This window comes from Aeromonas sp. R7-2 (genome assembly GCF_040908105.1).
Taxonomy (GTDB): Bacteria; Pseudomonadota; Gammaproteobacteria; order Enterobacterales; family Aeromonadaceae; genus Aeromonas; species Aeromonas caviae.
Genome location: NZ_JBFODC010000019.1, coordinates 30,513 through 47,392 on the forward strand (window position 1 = coordinate 30,513; position 16,880 = coordinate 47,392).

General features: G+C 60.3%; 18 protein-coding genes and 1 tRNA gene. 7 read left to right on the plus strand and 12 right to left on the minus strand.

The annotated features are described in order from the left end of the window. Positions 1-86 precede the first annotated feature (86 nt). The 5 genes from oppB (at position 87) to AB5Y47_RS04695 (ending at position 5,413) form a co-directional block, all read left to right on the plus strand. The gene (gene oppB / locus AB5Y47_RS04675) at positions 87-1,007 is read left to right on the plus strand and encodes an oligopeptide ABC transporter permease OppB (protein WP_010674330.1); all 921 of its coding nucleotides are present in this window, start codon (positions 87-89) and stop codon (positions 1,005-1,007) included. A gap of 14 nt (positions 1,008-1,021) precedes the next feature. Next, the gene (oppC, locus tag AB5Y47_RS04680) at positions 1,022-1,933 is read left to right on the plus strand and encodes an oligopeptide ABC transporter permease OppC (protein WP_010674331.1); all 912 of its coding nucleotides are present in this window, start codon (positions 1,022-1,024) and stop codon (positions 1,931-1,933) included. 108 nt (positions 1,934-2,041) lie between these two features. Continuing rightward, entirely contained in the window at positions 2,042-3,022 is a 981-nt protein-coding gene (locus AB5Y47_RS04685) for an ABC transporter ATP-binding protein (RefSeq protein WP_039038983.1), read from the plus strand. Continuing rightward, complete coding sequence (oppF, locus tag AB5Y47_RS04690) at positions 3,023-4,018, plus strand: murein tripeptide/oligopeptide ABC transporter ATP binding protein OppF (protein ID WP_045525464.1); 996 nt, start codon at positions 3,023-3,025, stop codon at positions 4,016-4,018. A 450-nt stretch (positions 4,019-4,468) separates the two neighbouring features. Further along, positions 4,469-5,413 carry a TerC family protein gene (locus AB5Y47_RS04695; protein WP_029314355.1) on the plus strand — a complete coding sequence of 315 codons (945 nt, stop codon included), beginning with the start codon at positions 4,469-4,471 and terminating at the stop codon, positions 5,411-5,413. A 54-nt stretch (positions 5,414-5,467) separates the two neighbouring features. Here the strand turns inward: AB5Y47_RS04695 and alr are convergent, their stop codons facing one another. Next, positions 5,468-6,694: an alanine racemase gene (alr, locus tag AB5Y47_RS04700; protein ID WP_368219902.1), complete on the minus strand. Its 1,227-nt coding sequence runs from the start codon at positions 6,692-6,694 to the stop codon at positions 5,468-5,470. 179 nt (positions 6,695-6,873) lie between these two features. On the opposite strand from alr, the gene AB5Y47_RS04705 reads away from it, so the two are divergent. Next, positions 6,874-7,320 (plus strand): isoprenylcysteine carboxylmethyltransferase family protein, encoded by a 447-nt coding sequence (locus tag AB5Y47_RS04705; protein ID WP_368219904.1) that lies wholly within the window; start codon positions 6,874-6,876, stop codon positions 7,318-7,320. Between the two features lie 73 nt (positions 7,321-7,393). On the opposite strand, the gene AB5Y47_RS04710 is transcribed toward AB5Y47_RS04705, so the two are convergent. The 3 genes from AB5Y47_RS04710 to AB5Y47_RS04720 form a co-directional block, all read right to left on the minus strand. After that, complete coding sequence (locus tag AB5Y47_RS04710; protein WP_045525467.1) at positions 7,394-8,653, minus strand: dicarboxylate/amino acid:cation symporter; 1,260 nt, start codon at positions 8,651-8,653, stop codon at positions 7,394-7,396. A gap of 203 nt (positions 8,654-8,856) precedes the next feature. Further along, positions 8,857-9,333, minus strand: a complete 477-nt coding sequence (locus tag AB5Y47_RS04715) for a hypothetical protein (RefSeq protein ID WP_223955526.1) — start codon at positions 9,331-9,333, stop codon at positions 8,857-8,859. Between the two features lie 120 nt (positions 9,334-9,453). Next, positions 9,454-9,530, minus strand: a tRNA-Pro gene (locus AB5Y47_RS04720). Between the two features lie 33 nt (positions 9,531-9,563). On the opposite strand from AB5Y47_RS04720, the gene AB5Y47_RS04725 reads away from it, so the two are divergent. Continuing rightward, on the plus strand, positions 9,564-9,878 hold the full coding sequence (locus AB5Y47_RS04725) for a hypothetical protein (protein ID WP_368219906.1): 315 nt from the start codon (positions 9,564-9,566) through the stop codon (positions 9,876-9,878). On the opposite strand, the gene AB5Y47_RS04730 is transcribed toward AB5Y47_RS04725, so the two are convergent. From AB5Y47_RS04730 to AB5Y47_RS04765, 8 genes are all read right to left on the minus strand, one after another. After that, positions 9,868-11,211 (minus strand): dihydroorotase, encoded by a 1,344-nt coding sequence (locus AB5Y47_RS04730; protein WP_039038976.1) that lies wholly within the window; start codon positions 11,209-11,211, stop codon positions 9,868-9,870. The two genes, AB5Y47_RS04725 and AB5Y47_RS04730, sit on opposite strands and share 11 nt — an antisense overlap. 64 nt (positions 11,212-11,275) lie before the next feature. After that, on the minus strand, positions 11,276-12,529 hold the full coding sequence (locus tag AB5Y47_RS04735; protein ID WP_368219907.1) for a DUF3596 domain-containing protein: 1,254 nt from the start codon (positions 12,527-12,529) through the stop codon (positions 11,276-11,278). 169 nt (positions 12,530-12,698) lie between these two features. Further along, positions 12,699-13,103 (minus strand): hypothetical protein, encoded by a 405-nt coding sequence (locus AB5Y47_RS04740; RefSeq protein ID WP_077096152.1) that lies wholly within the window; start codon positions 13,101-13,103, stop codon positions 12,699-12,701. 167 nt (positions 13,104-13,270) lie between these two features. Beyond that, positions 13,271-13,900, minus strand: coding sequence for a hypothetical protein (locus AB5Y47_RS04745; protein WP_323920106.1), 630 nt, complete (start codon positions 13,898-13,900; stop codon positions 13,271-13,273). A 74-nt stretch (positions 13,901-13,974) separates the two neighbouring features. After that, positions 13,975-14,892 (minus strand): recombination-associated protein RdgC, encoded by a 918-nt coding sequence (rdgC, locus tag AB5Y47_RS04750; protein ID WP_368219909.1) that lies wholly within the window; start codon positions 14,890-14,892, stop codon positions 13,975-13,977. A 20-nt stretch (positions 14,893-14,912) separates the two neighbouring features. Beyond that, on the minus strand, positions 14,913-15,092 hold the full coding sequence (locus AB5Y47_RS04755) for a hypothetical protein (RefSeq protein ID WP_109422291.1): 180 nt from the start codon (positions 15,090-15,092) through the stop codon (positions 14,913-14,915). A 58-nt stretch (positions 15,093-15,150) separates the two neighbouring features. Beyond that, the gene (locus tag AB5Y47_RS04760; RefSeq protein ID WP_368219911.1) at positions 15,151-15,729 is read right to left on the minus strand and encodes a phage N-6-adenine-methyltransferase; all 579 of its coding nucleotides are present in this window, start codon (positions 15,727-15,729) and stop codon (positions 15,151-15,153) included. Between the two features lie 30 nt (positions 15,730-15,759). Beyond that, positions 15,760-16,848 carry a hypothetical protein gene (locus AB5Y47_RS04765; RefSeq protein WP_368219913.1) on the minus strand — a complete coding sequence of 363 codons (1,089 nt, stop codon included), beginning with the start codon at positions 16,846-16,848 and terminating at the stop codon, positions 15,760-15,762. Positions 16,849-16,880 lie beyond the last annotated feature (32 nt).

Here is a 16,880-nt window from a genome sequence, read left to right on the forward strand (position 1 = left end):
AGTCGCATAACAAGCAGGGCCCGCCAGACGGCGGGCCTTTATTACAACCGCGACCCTTTGGAAGCAGTACAGGACAGGAAATGTCTATGTTGAAATTCATCCTTAAACGTCTACTGGAAGCGATCCCGACTCTGCTGGTCTTGATCACCGTCTCCTTCTTCATGATGCGCTTCGCCCCGGGTAACCCCTTCACCAGCGAACGCGCCCTGCCGCCGGAAGTCCTGGCCAACATCGAAGCCAAATATGGCCTGGACAAGCCCATCGGCATGCAATACCTCACTTACCTCGGCAACCTGGTCCAGGGGGATCTGGGGCCCTCCTTCAAATACAAGGACTTCACCGTCAATGATCTGGTGAGCCAGGCCCTGCCTGTCTCCGCCAAGATAGGCTCGGTCGCCTTCCTGCTGGCAGTGACCCTGGGGGTCACCTTTGGCACCATTGCGGCCCTGAAACAGAACACCCTCATCGACTACCTGTTGATGTCGTCGGCCATGGCAGGGGTGGTGATACCCGGCTTCGTGCTGGCACCGCTGCTGGTGCTCTTCTTCAGTATCTATCTGGGCTGGTTCCCGGCGGGGGGCTGGCAGGGGGGCGGCGCCCAGTTCATGGTACTGCCGGTGTTCGGCATGATGATGTACTACATCTCGGCCATCTCCCGCATCATGCGCGGCAGCATGATCGAGACCATGAACTCCAACTTCATCCGTACCGCTCGCGCCAAGGGGCTGCCCCTGCGTCACATCATCCTCAAGCACGCGCTGCGCCCGGCCATGCTGCCGGTGGTCTCCTACCTGGGACCGGCCTTCGTGGGCATCATCACCGGCTCCGTGGTCATCGAGACCATCTTCGGCCTGCCGGGGATCGGCCAGCTGTTCGTCAACGGTGCCCTCAACCGTGATTACTCCATGGTGCTCGGTCTGACCATTCTGGTCGGTGCCCTCACCATCACCTTTAACGCCGTGGTCGATATTCTCTATGCCGTCATCGATCCCAAGATCCGTTACTAAGCCGGGAGTTCATCATGGTAGTCACAACTGAAAAGCGCGAAGCCGTCGAGGCGTTCGCCCAGAAAGTGGAAGTGGTGGAAGGACGCTCCCTGTGGAAGGATGCCCGTCGCCGTTTCCTGCGCAACAAGGCGGCCCTGACCAGCCTCATCATCCTGACCATCATCGGTCTGGCGGTGATCGTGGGGCCCCACCTGTCCCAGTACACGTTCGATGACCCGGACTGGGGGGCCATGCAGAGTGCCCCGGACATGGAGACCGGCCACTGGTTCGGCACCGACAGCCTGGGGCGCGACCTGTTCGTGCGTACCCTGCTCGGCGGACGCATCTCCCTGATGGTCGGCATCATGGGGGCCCTGGTGGCCGTCATCATCGGCACCCTCTACGGCGCCGCGTCCGGCTTCATCGGCGGTCGCGTCGACAGCCTGATGATGCGCGTGCTTGAGATCCTCAACGCCTTCCCCTTCATGTTCTTCGTGATCATGCTGGTGACCTTCTTCGGTCGCAATCTGGCCCTCATCTTCCTCGCCATCGGCGCGGTGAGCTGGCTCGACATGGCGCGGATCGTGCGCGGCCAGACCCTGAGTCTCAAGAGCAAGGAGTTCATCGAGGCGGCCCACGTCTGCGGCGTCTCCAAGTGGAAGATCATCACCCGTCATATCGTGCCCAACGTGCTCGGCATAGTGGCGGTTTACGCCACCCTGCTGGTGCCGGGGATGATCATGTTCGAATCCTTCCTGAGCTTCCTGGGTCTGGGCGTGCAAGAGCCCATGACCAGCTGGGGCGCCCTGCTGGATGAAGGCTCCAAGTCGATGGAAGTGGCCATCTGGCAACTCCTGTTCCCCGCCGGTTTCATGGTGGTGACCCTGTTCTGCTTCAACTTCCTCGGGGATGGTCTGCGTGATGCCCTGGATCCCAAGGATCGCTGATACCCAGGGACCGGCAAGACGCCAAGGGGCCATCAGACCCGTTCAGGGAACGCACCGCGTTCACCACGGGCAGGCCCCCATCACGACAGCGCGATAAGGAGTACTGAGATGAAATTACTGGATGTGAAAGATCTGCGGGTCGAGTTCAAGACCCCGGACGGCAATGTGGTGGCCGTCAACGACCTCAACTTTTCTCTTTCTGCTGGCGAAACCCTGGGGATCGTCGGGGAGTCAGGCTCAGGCAAGTCCCAGACGGCCTTTGCCATCATGGGGCTGCTCGCCAAGAACGGTGTCATCACCGGCTCGGCCAAATTTCAGGGCGACGAGATCCTGAATCTGCCGGAGCACAAGCTCAACAAGATCCGCTCCGAGAAGATCGCCATGATCTTCCAGGACCCCATGACGTCGCTCAACCCCTACATGAAGGTCAAGGATCAGCTGATGGAAGTGCTGATGCTGCACAAGGGGATGACCAAGGCTGCCGCCTTCGAGGAGTCGGTGCGCATGCTGGATGCGGTGAAGATCCCCGAGTCGCGCAAGCGGATGAACATGTATCCCCACGAGTTCTCCGGCGGCATGCGCCAGCGGGTGATGATCGCCATGGCGCTCCTGTGCCGGCCGCAGCTGCTCATCGCTGACGAGCCGACCACGGCGCTGGACGTGACGGTACAGGCCCAGATCATGACCCTGATGAACGAGCTCAAGCGCGAGTTCAACACCGCCATCATCATGATCACCCACGATCTTGGCGTCGTGGCCGGCATCTGCGACAAGGTGCTGGTGATGTATGCAGGCCGGACCATGGAGTACGGCCGGGTCAACGATATCTTCTATCGCCCGAGCCACCCCTATACCGAAGGCTTGCTGCGCGCCATTCCCCGCCTCGACACCGAAGGGGAAGAGCTGCCCACCATTCCGGGCAATCCGCCCAACCTGCTGCGTTTGCCCACCGGCTGCCCCTTCCAGGAGCGTTGCCACCGGGTGAGCGAGATTTGTGGCCAGCAATCGCCGATCCTGACACCGTTCAACGACGGCCGGGAGCGGGCGTGCCACTGGGTATCGGATGCCATGATCAAGGGAGTGAACTAAATGGGTACTGACAAGAAACTGCTGCTGGAAGTGTCCGACCTCAAGGTTCACTTCAGCATCAAGAGTGACAAGGCCTGGCCCTGGGCCAAGCCCTCCGCCCTGAAGGCGGTGGACGGGGTGACCCTGCGCCTCTACGAAGGGGAGACCCTGGGCGTCGTGGGGGAGTCCGGTTGCGGCAAATCCACCTTCGCCCGTGCCCTCATCGGCCTGGTACCGGCCACCGACGGCAAGGTGGTGTGGCTTGGGCAGGACTTGACCAAGCTCGAGCAGAACGCCCTGCGGGAGAAGCGCAAGGAGATCCAGATGATCTTCCAGGACCCGCTGGCCTCCCTGAACCCCCGCATGACCATAGGCGACATCATCGCCGAGCCCCTCATCACCTTCTACCCGACCCTGCCAAGGGAAGAGGTGAAGGAGAAGGTGCGCGCCATGATGACCAAGGTGGGTCTGTTGCCGAACCTGGTGAACCGTTACCCCCATGAGTTCTCCGGCGGCCAGTGCCAGCGCATCGGCATCGCCCGGGCGCTCATCCTCGAGCCCAAGATGATCATCTGTGACGAGCCGGTCTCGGCGCTGGATGTCTCCATCCAGGCTCAGGTGGTGAACCTGCTCAAATCCCTGCAAAAGGAGATGGGGCTCTCCCTCATCTTCATCGCCCACGACCTCTCCGTGGTCAAACACATCTCCGATCGGGTGCTGGTGATGTACCTGGGCAACGCGGTGGAGCTGGGGACCGGCAAGGAGATCTTCGCCAATCCCCTGCACCCCTATACCAAGGCGCTGATGTCGGCGGTCCCCATCCCGGATCCGGATCTGGAGCGCAGCAAGGTCATCCAGATCCTGGAAGGGGACTTGCCATCCCCCATGAATCCGCCCTCCGGTTGCGTGTTCCGTACCCGCTGCCCGGTGGCAGGTCCGGAGTGCGCCAAGACCCGGCCCCAGCTCGAGGGCAACTTCGACCACGCGGTCTCCTGCCTCAAGGTGGACCCGCTCTGAGAACCTGTTAACGATCTTGCTGCGAGGCCGTGATCAAGGCTCATGCGCTGCTCGCTTGTTTGTAACAAAGAGTGCTCATGTATTCATATACATTCCGGTTCCTGCGCTGCTCTTTACCTTGTTGACGACCTCTCGTGACAGCTCGTCGACAGGTTCTAAGGAGAGCCATATTGCGAGGGGCGCCCAGGTGGCGCCCCTTTTTCATGGGACGGTGAAGATGCCCCTTGGCGTCACCTTTCGAGGCTGTTACTATCCGCGCAACAAGGGGAGTAACTTCTCGCCGGTTTGTCGTCATTACGGTGCACCCATATCCTGCAGTGCACCCGGCAGCCGGGCAGTCGATGTCAATCGGCTGTAAGTGAGACCTTGCCGAGAGGCAAGGTGTATCTGCTCCAAACGCGAACCCACTGCCTCCCGGCCGTGGGTTTTGTCGTTTTGGGAGAAGTGAAAATGGGTGAATGGTGGATGTGGACCGGTTTCTTCAGCATAGTGCTGGTCCTGTTGTGGATTGATATCCGCTTTGTCGGTGGCGGCAAGGCGCACAAGGTGTCGCTGAAAGAGGCGGGCATCTGGTCTCTCATCTGGGTCAGCGTGGCGCTCCTGTTCAACCTGGCCATCTGGCTCTGGCTGGATCACAGTGCCGGGCGCGAAATCGCGAACCAGAAGGGGCTGGAGTTTCTCACCGGCTACCTCATCGAAAAGGCACTGGCGGTGGACAACGTCTTCGTCTGGCTGATGCTGTTCGGCTACTTCGCCATCCCGGCGGAGCTGCAGCGCCGGGTCCTGCTCTACGGGGTGCTAGGGGCCATCGTGATGCGCGCCGGCATGGTGTTCGCGGGCAGCTGGCTCATCGAGCAGTTCCACTGGATCCTCTACCTGTTCGGGGCCTTCCTGCTGCTGACCGGTGCCAAGATGCTGTGGGCGGCCGACAAGGAGCCGGATCTCGAGAACAATGCCCTGCTCGGCTGGATGCGTCGTCGCTTCAAGGTGACCGAGACGCTGGAGGGGGAGAAGTTCTTCGTCTGGCGTGACGGTGTGCGCTACGCGACCCCGCTGCTGCTCATCCTGGTGCTGGTGGAGGTGAGCGACCTCATCTTCGCGGTGGACAGTATCCCGGCCATCTTCGCGGTGACCACGGATCCCTTCATCGTGCTCACCTCCAACATCTTCGCCATCATGGGGCTGCGCGCCATGTACTTCCTGCTGGCCGGGGTGGCCGATCGCTTCGCCCTGCTCAAATACGGCCTGGCGCTGATCCTGATGTTCATCGGGGTCAAGATGTTGCTGCTCGATATCTTCAAGATACCGACCGGCATCGCCCTTGGCGTGGTGGCGCTGATCCTGCTGGCCTCCATGGGGCTGAGTCTGCTGATGACCCGCAAAAAGGCGGCGTGAACGGTGCAATAAAAAGGGCTCCCTCGGGAGCCCTTTTTCATGTCAGCAATTTGCTTAGCGCTTGATCTTCTTGGGGTTGGTGTAGCCCCAGACGGTGTACATGTCCGCCAAGAGGGCACCGTTGTACTCCTCCAGATCGGATTGTTTCACTTCGGCATCACCCTGGCGTCCGAACAGGACCACCTCGTCACCGGGTTTGATCCCCTTGATGTCGGTGACGTCCACCATGGTGGTGTTCATGGAGGTCTTGCCCACGACGGGGGCCTTCTGGCCATGGATCAGCACATAGGCCTTGTTGCTCATGGCGCGGCGGTAGCCGTCGGAGTAGCCCATCGGCAGGTTGGCCAGCAGGGAGTCGCGCTTGAGGGTGAAGGTGCGGTCATAGCCGACGGTGTTGCCCGCTGGGTAGTGGTTGACGGAGGCGACCTGGGTCTTGAACGCCATCACCTTCTTGTACTCGGTGTAGGAGGGAATGGTGTCGCCATAGATGATGCCGCCCGGGCGCACCATGTCAAAGTAGGCTTCCGGCACTTCCAGGGTGGCGAAGGAGTTGGCGGCGTGGATGGTGAGCTTGCTGCGATCCAGCTTGCCGGCGTCGATGAGCCACTGGTAGTCCAGCTTGAACTGGGCCAGCCCCAGCTTGACGTCCTCTTTCTCCTCCACCGGGAAGTGGGTCATGATGCCGACCGGGGTGATCCCCTTGAGCTTGAGCATGGCCAGGGCATCGGCCTTGGCATCGTCCTGGCGCAGATCGATGCCGTTGCGGCTCATGCCGGCGGAGTTCAGGCCGATGTGCACCGGGATGTTGGTGTCATGGCGCTGGGCGATGTCGGCGATCCCCTTGGCGCTCTCCAGGCTGCCGATGAGCTCCTCCAGCTTGTAGGGCAGGGCCTGCTCCACTTCATCCGGGGTGGCGGCACGCACCCGCATCAGGCGACCTTCGAAGCCCTTCTCGCGGGCAACACGTGCTTCTTCGTTGCTGGCGATGCCGATGCAGGGGATGCCTGCCTTGACCACGGAAGGGACCAGCAGCTCGATGCCGTGACCGTAGGCGTCCGCCTTCATGATGGCGCAGATCTGCGGGCCCTTGTCACCCAGGCGATTCTTCAGGGTCTGGATGTTGTGCTCGAAGGCACCGAGATCCACTTCCAGCCAGGCGTTGGCGGCGGTCTGTTCCTGACCGTTGCGGTGGTCGTCGGCGAGCGGCAGATAGGGGGCGGCGACCGCCTGGCCGGCCAGCAGGCCAAAGATCAGGGTCGCGAGCAGTGTTTTCTTGTGCATGGGGCAAGTCCTTTCTTATTGTCTTGAGTTGAGGCTGGGCTCATCGCTGAGGCGAGCTGCGGCAGGTCTGGTCATGGCATGTTGCTATGCTAATGATATATTTCACTTTTTATCCAGATGCCGACTCTGGGAGTGTATCTCAACGGCGTCAATCGTGGCACGTGTTGCAGGAAGAAAATATGAAGCTGACGTTGCGGATTCCACCGCTGCTGCTGTTCGTCGTCATCGTGCTCGCCATGTGGCTGGGGCGGGGCGAGGGGAGGGCAGCGCCCCTGTGGCTGGTGCTGGTCGCCACGCTGTGGCTGGCGGGAGCCCTGCTGGGGGGCGGTGCGCTTCTGCATTTCTGGCAGCAGCGCACCACTGTGCACCCCCTGCGGCTGGAGAACAGCCGGGTGCTGGTGACCCGGGGCGTCTATCGCATCAGCCGCAATCCCATGTACCTGGGGCTGCTCTGCTGGACCCTGGCGCTGGCTTGCTATCTGGAGGGCATGGCAGTGTGGCTCGGGCCGCTGCTGCTCTGGGGCTGGCTTACCCGCTTCCAGATCCTGGCGGAGGAGCAGGCGCTGCGGCGACAATTCGGCGATGCCTATGACGACTATTGCCGACAGGTCAGGCGCTGGTGCTGAGGCGCGGTGTGCCCCATCAGGCATATGACAACGGCCCGCAGAGGCGGGCCGTTGTCATGGGGGTCAGGGGGGATCACGCCTTGGCGGTGTCCACCTCGCCGAGGGGGGCGGTCTCACCCAGGCTGTCTTCGCTCTTGGCTACCACGCTCGCGGCGATGGCGTTGCCCAGCACGTTGGTGGCGGAGCGCCCCATGTCGAGGAAGTGGTCGATACCGAGCAGCAGCAGGATGCCCGCTTCCGGGATGTGGAACTGGTTGAGGGTGGCGGCAATCACCACCAGGGAGGCGCGGGGCACCCCGGCCATTCCCTTGGAAGTAACCATCAGCAGCAGCAGCATGGTGATCTGCTGGGCCGTGGAGAGCTCGATGCCATAGGCCTGGGCGATGAACATCACCGCGAAGGTGCAGTACATCATGGAGCCGTCCAGGTTGAAGGAATAGCCCATGGGGAGCACGAAGCTGGCGATGCGCTTGTCACAGCCAAATTTCTCCAGCCTGTCCAGGGTCTTGGGGTAGGCCGCCTCGGAGCTGGCGGTGGAGAAGGCCAGCAGGATGGGCTCGCGGATGAGGGCGAGCAGGGTCAGGATGCGGCGGCGGATGAAGAGGCTGCCCATGGCGATGAGCAGCAGCCAGAGGCAGCCGAGCGCCAGATAGAACTGGGCCATGAAGGTGCCATAGGTGGCGAGGATGCCGAGCCCCTCCTTGGCGACCATGGCGGCGATGGCGCCAAACACCGCGAACGGGGCGAAGTTCATCACGTAGCCGGTCACCTTGAGCATGATCTCGGCGCCGCTGGCCATCAGCTTGACCACGGGCTTGGCGTCGTCCCCCAAGGCGGCGGCGGCCAGCCCGAAGAAGAGGGAGAAGACCACGATCTGCAGGATCTCGTTGGTGGCCATCGCCTCGACCACGCTTTTCGGGATGGCGTGGGTCACGAAATCCTTGAGGGAGATGGCGGTGGCAACCACGCCTGAGCTGGTGCCGTCATCGGGCAGGGAGAGGGAGAGCCCCACCCCGGGTTGCATCAGGTGGACCATGACCAGCCCCAGGGTCAGGGACATCAGGGAGGCGAGCATGAACCAGCCCAGGGTCTTGACGCCGATGCGGCCCACGGTGCGGGTGTCGCCCATCTTGGCGATACCGACCACGAGCGTGGTGAACACCAGGGGGGCGATGATCATCTTGATGAGGCGCAGAAAGATGTCGGTCAGCAGGGTGATGTCATCGGCAAAGCCTGCGGCCTGTGCGGGAGCGAGCAGGCGATAACCCTGCCCGGTCACGATGCCAAGCAACATCGCAATGAGGATGGCAACGGTCAACTTGTTCATTTTCATGGGGGAGTTCCGGTTTCGATAGGTGCAATGCCTGTGCAGGCGGCGAGGGGCCGCCTCAGTCCTTTTTTGTGATCCGGGCGGTGGAATCCAGACAGCCGGTGTGCTGGAGCATGCCTAATCGCGAAGGGGAAATCCAGTGACTTGTTTCGGAGTTTTGTGCTGTTGTTAGCTGTATTTGATATGCATCTTGTGATTTATTTGTATTAATCGCTGTTTATTTTAATTTTCGCGAGATAAACGGCTTCCATGCTCTGCGCGTCCCGGGGGCTGGCCTCCAGGGTGAAGACGAGCAGGGCCGAGGTGCGGTGTTCCACCTGCATGTCGTCCATGAAGGTGTCTGGCTCGTACTCGTCGAACCCGAATTGGGGGCGGGTCGGGGTGACCCTGACGGCATCCCGCGACAGGGTCAGCGTCTCGACCTGAATCCAGGGGTATCCCTTTGCCAGTGCCACCTCACCGGCCCGCTTGAGCACGTATTTGCGCGCCGTTTCCCTGTCCACCAGATCGTTGCCCACAAACTCCAGTTGCCAGCGGGCCGGGCCAAGCTGGGTCTGTGAAAAACCGGTCTGGCCATTCCAGAACGATTTTTCACTGTCATAGGCGGTGGCGCAGCCCGCGAGCTGGCCGACCAGCAGGGCGCTGAGGGCAAGGGTGCAGAAAGTACGAAGGGAAGGCAACATGATGCGGGCCGCTTGGCAAAGGGGGTTTTACTACAGCATAAAGGGGTTGGAGAGACAATCGCGGCGGAAGACCATAAAAGAAAAGGCCTTGTCGTCTGACAAGGCCTTTCTCGGGGAATTTGGTCGGTGTGAGAGGATTCGAACCTCCGACCCTCTACACCCCATGCAGATGCGCTACCTGGCTGCGCTACACACCGACGGAGTCAGCTCGGCTGACGGGGAGGGAGTTTATGGAGATGCCCCGACCCTGTCAACAGGGGAAATTCAGGTTCGAGATCGTTTGCCTGCTTTGCGAGCAACTTCGGATCAAAGTGCGACCAGTGGTGCATTTTGTCGGCACCTCACCGCTGTCTTGCAGGAAAAACGGCCACCCGGAGGTGGCCGTTTGGCGTGATGCTCTCAAGCCGAGATCAGCGGTTGAAGGTCAAGCGCTTGCCCAATACCTTGCCGGTGACCTGACCGTGCTGCCAGGCTATTTGCCCGTTGACCAGGGTCATCTCAAGCAGGGCGCGCTGGAAGCAGTCATCATCCAGATCAGCGGTTGAAGGTGAGACGCTTGCCCAATACCTTGTCGGTGACCTGACCGTTCTGCCAGGCAATCTGGCCGTTCACCAGGGTCATCTCGATGGTGCTCTGGAAGCGGTAGCCGTTGAACGGGGACCAGCCGCACAGGTAGAGCAGGTTGCTGTCGGTGACCACGTAGGGCTTGCCGAGATCCAGCAGCACCAGGTCGGCGAAGTAGCCTTCCCGGATGTAGCCGCGATCCTGCACCTGGAAGCGCTCGGCCACCGCATGGGAGGTCTTCTTGACGATGGTTTCCAGGCTGAAGACCCCGTTGTGGTAGAGCTCCAGCAGCGCCTGCAGGGAGTGCTGCACCAGGGGCACGCCGGACGGCGCCTTGAAGTAGCTGTTCTGTTTCTCTTCCCAGGTGTGGGGAGCGTGGTCGGTGGCGATGATGTCGAGCACGTCGTTGCGTACCGCATCCAGCAGGGCGTGCTGGTCGGCAGCGCTCTTCACCGCCGGGTTGCACTTGATCTGGCTGCCCAGGGTGTCGTAGTCCGCCTCGTTGAAGAAGAGGTGGTGGACGCACACTTCGGCGGTGATGTTCTTGTCCTTGAGATCCTTCAGATCCGGGGTGGCGGTAAAGAGTGAGAGCTCTTTCGCCGTGGTCAGGTGCAGCACGTGCAGCTTGGCGCCGTACTGCTTGGCCAGGGAGACCGCCATGCTGGAGGATTTGTAGCAGGCGTCCGCGCTGCGGATGCGGCCGTGCTCGCGCATGGGCACGTCTTCGCCCCACTTGGCGCGAGCTTCGTCTTCCAGCACCTTGATGGACGGGGTGTCCTCGCAGTGGGTGACGATCATCACCGGGCTTTCGCGGAAGATGGCTGCCAGGGTCTCCTGGTTGTCCACCAGCATGTTGCCGGTGGAGGCCCCCATGAAGATCTTGATGCCACAGGACTGCTTGGGATCGAGTTTCTTGATCTCTTCCAGGTTGTCGTTGGTGGCACCCAGGTAGAAGCTGTAGTTGGCGGCGGCGGAGTTGGCGGCTATCTGGTATTTGGCTTCGAGGGCGTCGATGGTGGTGGTCTGGGGATTGACGTTGGGCATTTCCATGAAGCTGGTGGTGCCACCGGCCACGGCGGCCCGGGATTCACTGGCGATGGTTCCCTTGTGGGTCAGGCCGGGCTCCCGGAAGTGGACCTGATCATCGATCATCCCGGGGATGAGATGACGGCCCGTTGCATCGATCACCACGGCATCGGGGGCACTGATGTCCGGGGCGACGCGGGCGATCCGCTCACCCTCGATCAGGACGTCGGAGGCATAGATGCGGCCTTCGTTGACCAGGGTGGCATTCTTGATAAGCAATTTGTTCATGGGGGGTTCCAGTTCCTTTGCCGGGAATTGTGGGGGTTGACTATTTATCTAATAAATCAATCGCTTACTGTTGGATCTTTTTTTCTTGGGGCGTCATTGGGGCAAAAAGGCCTTTTGATTGCATCTGCTCCCAGATCCTGACCGCCTCAGATTTGCTCGCCGAGGCGATCCACTTTCCGTAGACGGATTGTAACATTTCAAGGTCAGCGTGACCCATTTGCGCTGCAATATACGCGAGATTTCCATGCGACGTCAGGTTCCAACTAGCAAACGTATGCCTAAGTTGATAGAAGCGCCGATATCTTACTCCGGCTCTCCTCATGATGTTGCTCCAGGCATGAGACACCCCGGCGGCGGTGAAGAACTCCTTGGCGTGTGGAACATGGGGGCCCGTCACCTTAGGCGTGAATACCGGCCTGATGCTCTGGCGCTCGATGCGACCGTTCATGTCCACATCTACCGACACCACAGCACGCATGAACGACAATGCCATCTGTGACCTGAGAGCTGCGATCACGGGCGGTTGCAGATCAACCTCCCGGGGCTCGTTGGTCTTGGGCAGTTTGAAATAGTCCGATTCGTTACTGATGTTCCTGCTGATGACCATGACCCCTTTTTCGAGGTCGATGTCCTCCCAAGCAAGAGCCCTCAACTCGCCTGTTCTAAGGCCAGTATAGATGGCAAGGGTGATCATGTTTCGTTGCTGCTCGTGGGAGCATGCTTCCAGCAGCCGGGTGTATTCATCAAATTCGAAAGGGTCTGCCGGTGAGGTTTTTCTGGTGGTGACGGGCCTCACACCTCCTGTGAGTCTTGCTGCATCCGCAAGTAAGTTGTTCTTCTCACACCAGCGAAGCAACTGCCTGAATCGCCCAAGGTAGGTGACGATGGAGTTTGGTTTGAGTGAGATGTGCAGCTCATTGCGGATCAGCTCAATGTCCTTGGGCATCAGCGTTGATACCTGTCGGTCCTTACCCAGGACATTGATGCACGCCTCAATGGCGAACGGGTAGCCATGACGAGAGGTAGGCTTCAGCATAGGTTTGTGAAGCCGCCAGAAATCCTGATAGGCCTCCCAGATGGTGACGTTTCGCCGGCTTCCTCCAAATCGAGTCAGTGCAGGGCTGTCAGGGAAATGATGTGCGTAGCTGAAGGTGCCGATCGCAATCTCATGCTTGATGGTCGCCAGCTTGTTGGTGGCAAACTTCACGTTCGCTTTGGTGATGGGGAGGTCGAGGACCTCCCGGCAGCGCGCCCGTTTATAGGTGAAGGTAATGCGCAGCTTTTTGCCATGAACCTCCAATCCAGTGACTCCAGCCACTAGATCATCATGTTTGACTCGACCCACTTGTCATACTCCGCAACGTTGTAACGAATCTGGTTATCCGGGGCTCGGCACCATACCCGCCCTTCCGGCCACTCTCCTTTTAAGCGCCGTCCCTCGGCGGCTTTTTCTGTCATGCCTGTCAGTTCGGCGAATAATTTCGGCCTCACCCACCTGGCACATGGGTAGACGAATTGCTGCATCTGTTGGTCCTCATTAGTCTGGTTATTTCATCCCGGCCTGCTCGGTTGTAGAGGAAGCATTCAACCTGCTTCCTGCTGCTGACCGCCTGGTCAAGGCGGTACTCCCCGAACGCCGGGCGTTTGAGTTGGTGCTGGTTGGCCAGCCGTCCAATGGCCTGGGCACTGACCCCCAGCTCCTTGCCCAGGTCGGTGGCGCTCCAGAGCTGGCCAGCAACTCGGGGCGCTTCGATGGGCAGATCGAAGTGCGCCAGGATGCGGCCGATCTCGGCGAGCTTGGCCGATCGGGAAAGGGTGGGGGAGCGCACGGCGCTGACCAGCTCATTGAGAAGCTGGCTGTCCTGGTCGATGGTCAGTTGAAGTTGCTGCATGGCGTGGCCCTCCTGTCCCAGAGGATGGGGCGCCGGTTGAGTTGAAGGAAGGGCCGTTATTTCTTACTCCCCAGATCCAAGGGAGCAAGACTGGCTCGGCGGCAATGCATGCCTGCCGCCGAATCAGATTAAGCCAAAATTAAACCATGGATAAACAGCGGTATGGATTAGTCTTCGTATTTCCGGGTGATTGACACGGTAAGCGGGGTATCTTCTTCTCCAACTTGTTCTAGCACCATATTCACGGTGGAGTCTTTGGTTTTAAATGTTGATGCCCACCTTCCACAATCTTCGGATGAGATGCAGGCGAAAAATGGCTGTTTGGGATCAGTGATGTAGGTGTCTTTTGCGGTCACACCAAGGCCCGTGGCAATCTTCTGTTTAATACGCTCATAGTCGGCTTTCGCCTTCTCGACCGTAGCAGGGGAATCGTCACGATAGCTGGCTACATGGAAGGAGACCTTAACCAATCGATCTTTAAAGAAGTCATATCGGGTTGGTTTGATGGCGTGTATGTCGAGGAATCCGATGCTAGGATTTGGTGTAGCTCTGATGGAATTGGCATCCCCCATGGGATAACCCATTACCGGTTTTACATCCGTCACCTGCTTAAGAACTGTAGCGGTCGTATCATCCCATCCCAAGCTTTTAAAACCATTATCCCAAGCAAAAGCGGTTGGTACCCAGAACACGGCTGCGATCGAGAGCGCCCCTCCGATAAGTATTTTCTTTTGCATTAATATCCCAGTCTTGTCCGACTGATTTTGTTGGATTTGATGCTGGCCTTTCCTTGACATAATTTGAGTACCTTTCTGTTTATAAGTACAGCTGGTTGCAGATGGGCTTCTGGCTCATTAGAGCAAAGCCCTCGCTAAGACTCAATCAACATCACCTCACCACCTAGAGCAGAAAATAGTGTAGGAATGAACTGGGCCAGCTCGGCGGTCACCAGGGCGAAGTCGGCGTCCAGGCGGGCGGCCGGATCTTCGCTGGTAATGTCGTCGTTCTGCTCGCGCATGTCCTCGCTGAACTTGAGGCGCTTGATGGAGAGGTCATCACCCAGCACGAAGCTGAGGCGCTCACCCCAGTTCAGGGCCAACTTGGTGACCAGCTTGTCGTTGGCGAGGTGGTTTTTTACCTCGTCGGTCATCAGGTCTTGCTGTTTGAAGCGGGCGATCCCGCCGTGCTCCATGGCGCTGCGCAGCTCGGATTCATCCTCCAGGGTGAAAGCTGCTGGCAGATTTCCCTCTTGCAGCCATGCGGTCATGGTGATCTCGGGTGGGTTCTTGAGCGCCACCGGCACCACCGGCAGGCTGCCAATGGACTTGCGAAGCAGAGCCAGCACATCGTCCGCCTTCTTGGCGGAGGAGGCATCGACCATCAGCAGGCCGTCGGCCGGGTTGATCCAGGCGAAGGTGTTGGCGGTACGGCTGAACGCCCGGGGCAGCAGGGTGTGCAGCAGCTCCTCCTTGAGCGCATCCTTTTCTTTCTTCTTGAGGGCGCGGCCCTGCTCGTACTCGATGGCCTCCACCTTCTCTGCCAGCGCTTCCTTGATGACGGCGGTCGGCAGGATCTTGTCCTCGCGGCGGGCGCACAGCAGGATCTGGCCGTTGGCGGCATGGGTCAGGGTGTGGCCGAGCTTGCCGAAGGGTCGGGTCCAGCCAAAGCGGGAAATATCCTGGCTGCCGCAGGGGGTGAAGGCGCACGCCTCCAGTTGGGTTTCCAGTTGTTCGGCGGTCAACTCGAACTGGCGGGTGAAACGGTAAACTTGAAGGTTATTAAACCACATGGTCTGGGTCCTTTGGTCGGTTAGTTGCGGGCTTTCTTGGCCTGCAGGTCGTGGATCTTCTTGGCTGCGGCCTCGGCGGTTTGCCGGTCGCAGGTGATGCCGCCGGGCAGGATGAACTTGCCGGGCTGCTTGGGATCGGGCATGACGACGCCCAACCCGATGACTACTGCACCGCAGTAGGGGTTTTCCGTGGCTTTCATGGGGGTCCTCGACTTATCCACCGTTTCTGTGTGGCTGGCGGTGGATGGGTTGGGGGTATCAGGCGGCAGCGCGGATGGGCTCCGCTCCGGCAAGCAGCAGGGTGAGCTTGCTGACATCGCGGATCCGGCATTCACCGCGCCAGTTTGGGGCGAAGATGAGGAACATGGAGCCCTTGGGGTTTCCCTTCATCTCCTCGCCGGTTGCCTTGTTGATGAAGCTCACCCGGCCGTTGCGCCACTTGCCGTTCTCATCGTGGTAACCAGTGATGTGGCGGACCTCGCTGGCGCGCTCACAGGGGTACCATTCCGTACTGGTGTCCTGGGGGACCAGCATGACGGTGCCGATGCCGCGCCCCTGCTGCTCGATGGCTTTTTCCACCCACGGTCCGATATCGGAGTAGGGCGGATTGAGCCATGTCCAAGGCGAGCGCACTGACGGGCTGATAAAGTCGCCCCAGTCCACGCTCAGGGCGTCGATATCCGGTGTCAGGTACTTCTCGCAGAGCGCAGTTTCCGGCAGTGCGGCGGCATCAAGGGCGAAGTTGAATTCCAGATCCAGCGCCCGGAACAGCCAGAGCGGTGTCTGGGTCATGTCCCGGGTGCCGGTGGGGGTAGTGGAGCCACGGTAGTCTGCCATATTGGAACCTCTCCTTTTGGAACCGTGTCATCAGTAGTTGATTGTCAGGTGGTCGATCTTGTTGCCAGCGATGTGCTTGATAAGGTTGATGGCTTTTTCTTCCTCAATTCCCAGGCCCATCAGGTCCATCAGGATGGCGTTGTTGATGGTGCGGCGGTGCTCCATATCGGCGGCGCGTGCAGCATCCTCTGAGGCTTTCTGGCGCTGCTCGTCGGCGATGCGCTGACGCTCTTGCTCAGCAGCGCGAGCGGCGGCCTCTTCCGCCTGGCGTGCAGCGTTTGCTTCGGCCTGCTGGCGGGCCAGCTCGGCGGCTTCGGAATCACGCCGGGCCTGCTCTGCAGCCTGCTGTGCCACCTGGGCTTGGCGTTGGGCCTCTTGCTCGCGGTGCTGGGCGGCTTCACGCTCCAGGCGCTGGCGATTCTCTTCCTCCCGGCGGGCTTGCTCCGCCGCCTGCTCGGCTATCAGGCGCTCGCGGTCGATGCGATCCTGTTCGGCCTGCTTCTGGCGCAGTTGCTCCAGCTCTGCCTGCTCGGCTTCGTACTTCTGGCGGGCTGCCAGGGCCTCGCCGAGGCGCTTGGTTGCGAGCTCCTTGGCGACGGTCGCCTGGGGCAGCAGCTCTTTCCAGGAGTCGTCCAGGGCGTTCTGCTCGACCTCCTGCAGCATGACCTGCAGGTCAGCGGCGGCGATCTCGATGCTGGCAGAGGATCCCAGTTCATTGAGGCGGGCCAGTCGGGATTGCAGTGCTGCCACTCGGGCTTCCTCTGCCGCTTCGTACTGGGTGAGCGGGGCGCGCACCTCGTCTTTCAGGGCGTCCAGGGTGTCGCGGATCTGCTTGCGATTGGCGTCGATGCGCTTGGGGATCTCCTTGAACTTGTCCGTTTGCTCTTTGCCGAGCCCGTCCAGGTAGGTCTTGGTGCGGGCGACGGCATGGGCGATGCTGGCGACCTCCTTGCGGCCCTTGGCGGTGGTGATGTCGGGCACCAGGCTGGTTGCCTTCTGGCGAATGTCAGCCAGCAGTTCAGCAATCCCCTGGCCCTCAGTGAACAGGGCGACGGCGGAGGTGGGTTCGATGACAACCAGTTGGGCCTGGGTTGTCTCTGTTTTGGCTTGTTCGGTCATGGCGGGTCCTTAGGATTGAAAAGGCCCGCAGT

Bases quoted from the DNA above. Each gene is read 5' to 3' on its own strand.
- oppB (WP_010674330.1), top strand. From the start codon at position 87: ATGTTGAAATTCATCCTTAAACGTCTACTGGAAGCGATCCCGACTCTG.
- oppC (WP_010674331.1), top strand. From the start codon at position 1,022: ATGGTAGTCACAACTGAAAAGCGCGAAGCCGTCGAGGCGTTCGCCCAG.
- AB5Y47_RS04685 (WP_039038983.1), top strand. From the start codon at position 2,042: ATGAAATTACTGGATGTGAAAGATCTGCGGGTCGAGTTCAAGACCCCG.
- oppF (WP_045525464.1), top strand. From the start codon at position 3,023: ATGGGTACTGACAAGAAACTGCTGCTGGAAGTGTCCGACCTCAAGGTT.
- AB5Y47_RS04695 (WP_029314355.1), top strand. From the start codon at position 4,469: ATGGGTGAATGGTGGATGTGGACCGGTTTCTTCAGCATAGTGCTGGTC.
- alr (WP_368219902.1), bottom strand. From the start codon at position 6,694: ATGCACAAGAAAACACTGCTCGCGACCCTGATCTTTGGCCTGCTGGCC.
- AB5Y47_RS04705 (WP_368219904.1), top strand. From the start codon at position 6,874: ATGAAGCTGACGTTGCGGATTCCACCGCTGCTGCTGTTCGTCGTCATC.
- AB5Y47_RS04710 (WP_045525467.1), bottom strand. From the start codon at position 8,653: ATGAAAATGAACAAGTTGACCGTTGCCATCCTCATTGCGATGTTGCTT.
- AB5Y47_RS04715 (WP_223955526.1), bottom strand. From the start codon at position 9,333: ATGTTGCCTTCCCTTCGTACTTTCTGCACCCTTGCCCTCAGCGCCCTG.
- AB5Y47_RS04725 (WP_368219906.1), top strand. From the start codon at position 9,564: ATGGAGATGCCCCGACCCTGTCAACAGGGGAAATTCAGGTTCGAGATC.
- AB5Y47_RS04730 (WP_039038976.1), bottom strand. From the start codon at position 11,211: ATGAACAAATTGCTTATCAAGAATGCCACCCTGGTCAACGAAGGCCGC.
- AB5Y47_RS04740 (WP_077096152.1), bottom strand. From the start codon at position 13,103: ATGCAGCAACTTCAACTGACCATCGACCAGGACAGCCAGCTTCTCAAT.
- AB5Y47_RS04745 (WP_323920106.1), bottom strand. From the start codon at position 13,900: ATGTCAAGGAAAGGCCAGCATCAAATCCAACAAAATCAGTCGGACAAG.
- rdgC (WP_368219909.1), bottom strand. From the start codon at position 14,892: ATGTGGTTTAATAACCTTCAAGTTTACCGTTTCACCCGCCAGTTCGAG.
- AB5Y47_RS04755 (WP_109422291.1), bottom strand. From the start codon at position 15,092: ATGAAAGCCACGGAAAACCCCTACTGCGGTGCAGTAGTCATCGGGTTG.
- AB5Y47_RS04760 (WP_368219911.1), bottom strand. From the start codon at position 15,729: ATGGCAGACTACCGTGGCTCCACTACCCCCACCGGCACCCGGGACATG.
- AB5Y47_RS04765 (WP_368219913.1), bottom strand. From the start codon at position 16,848: ATGACCGAACAAGCCAAAACAGAGACAACCCAGGCCCAACTGGTTGTC.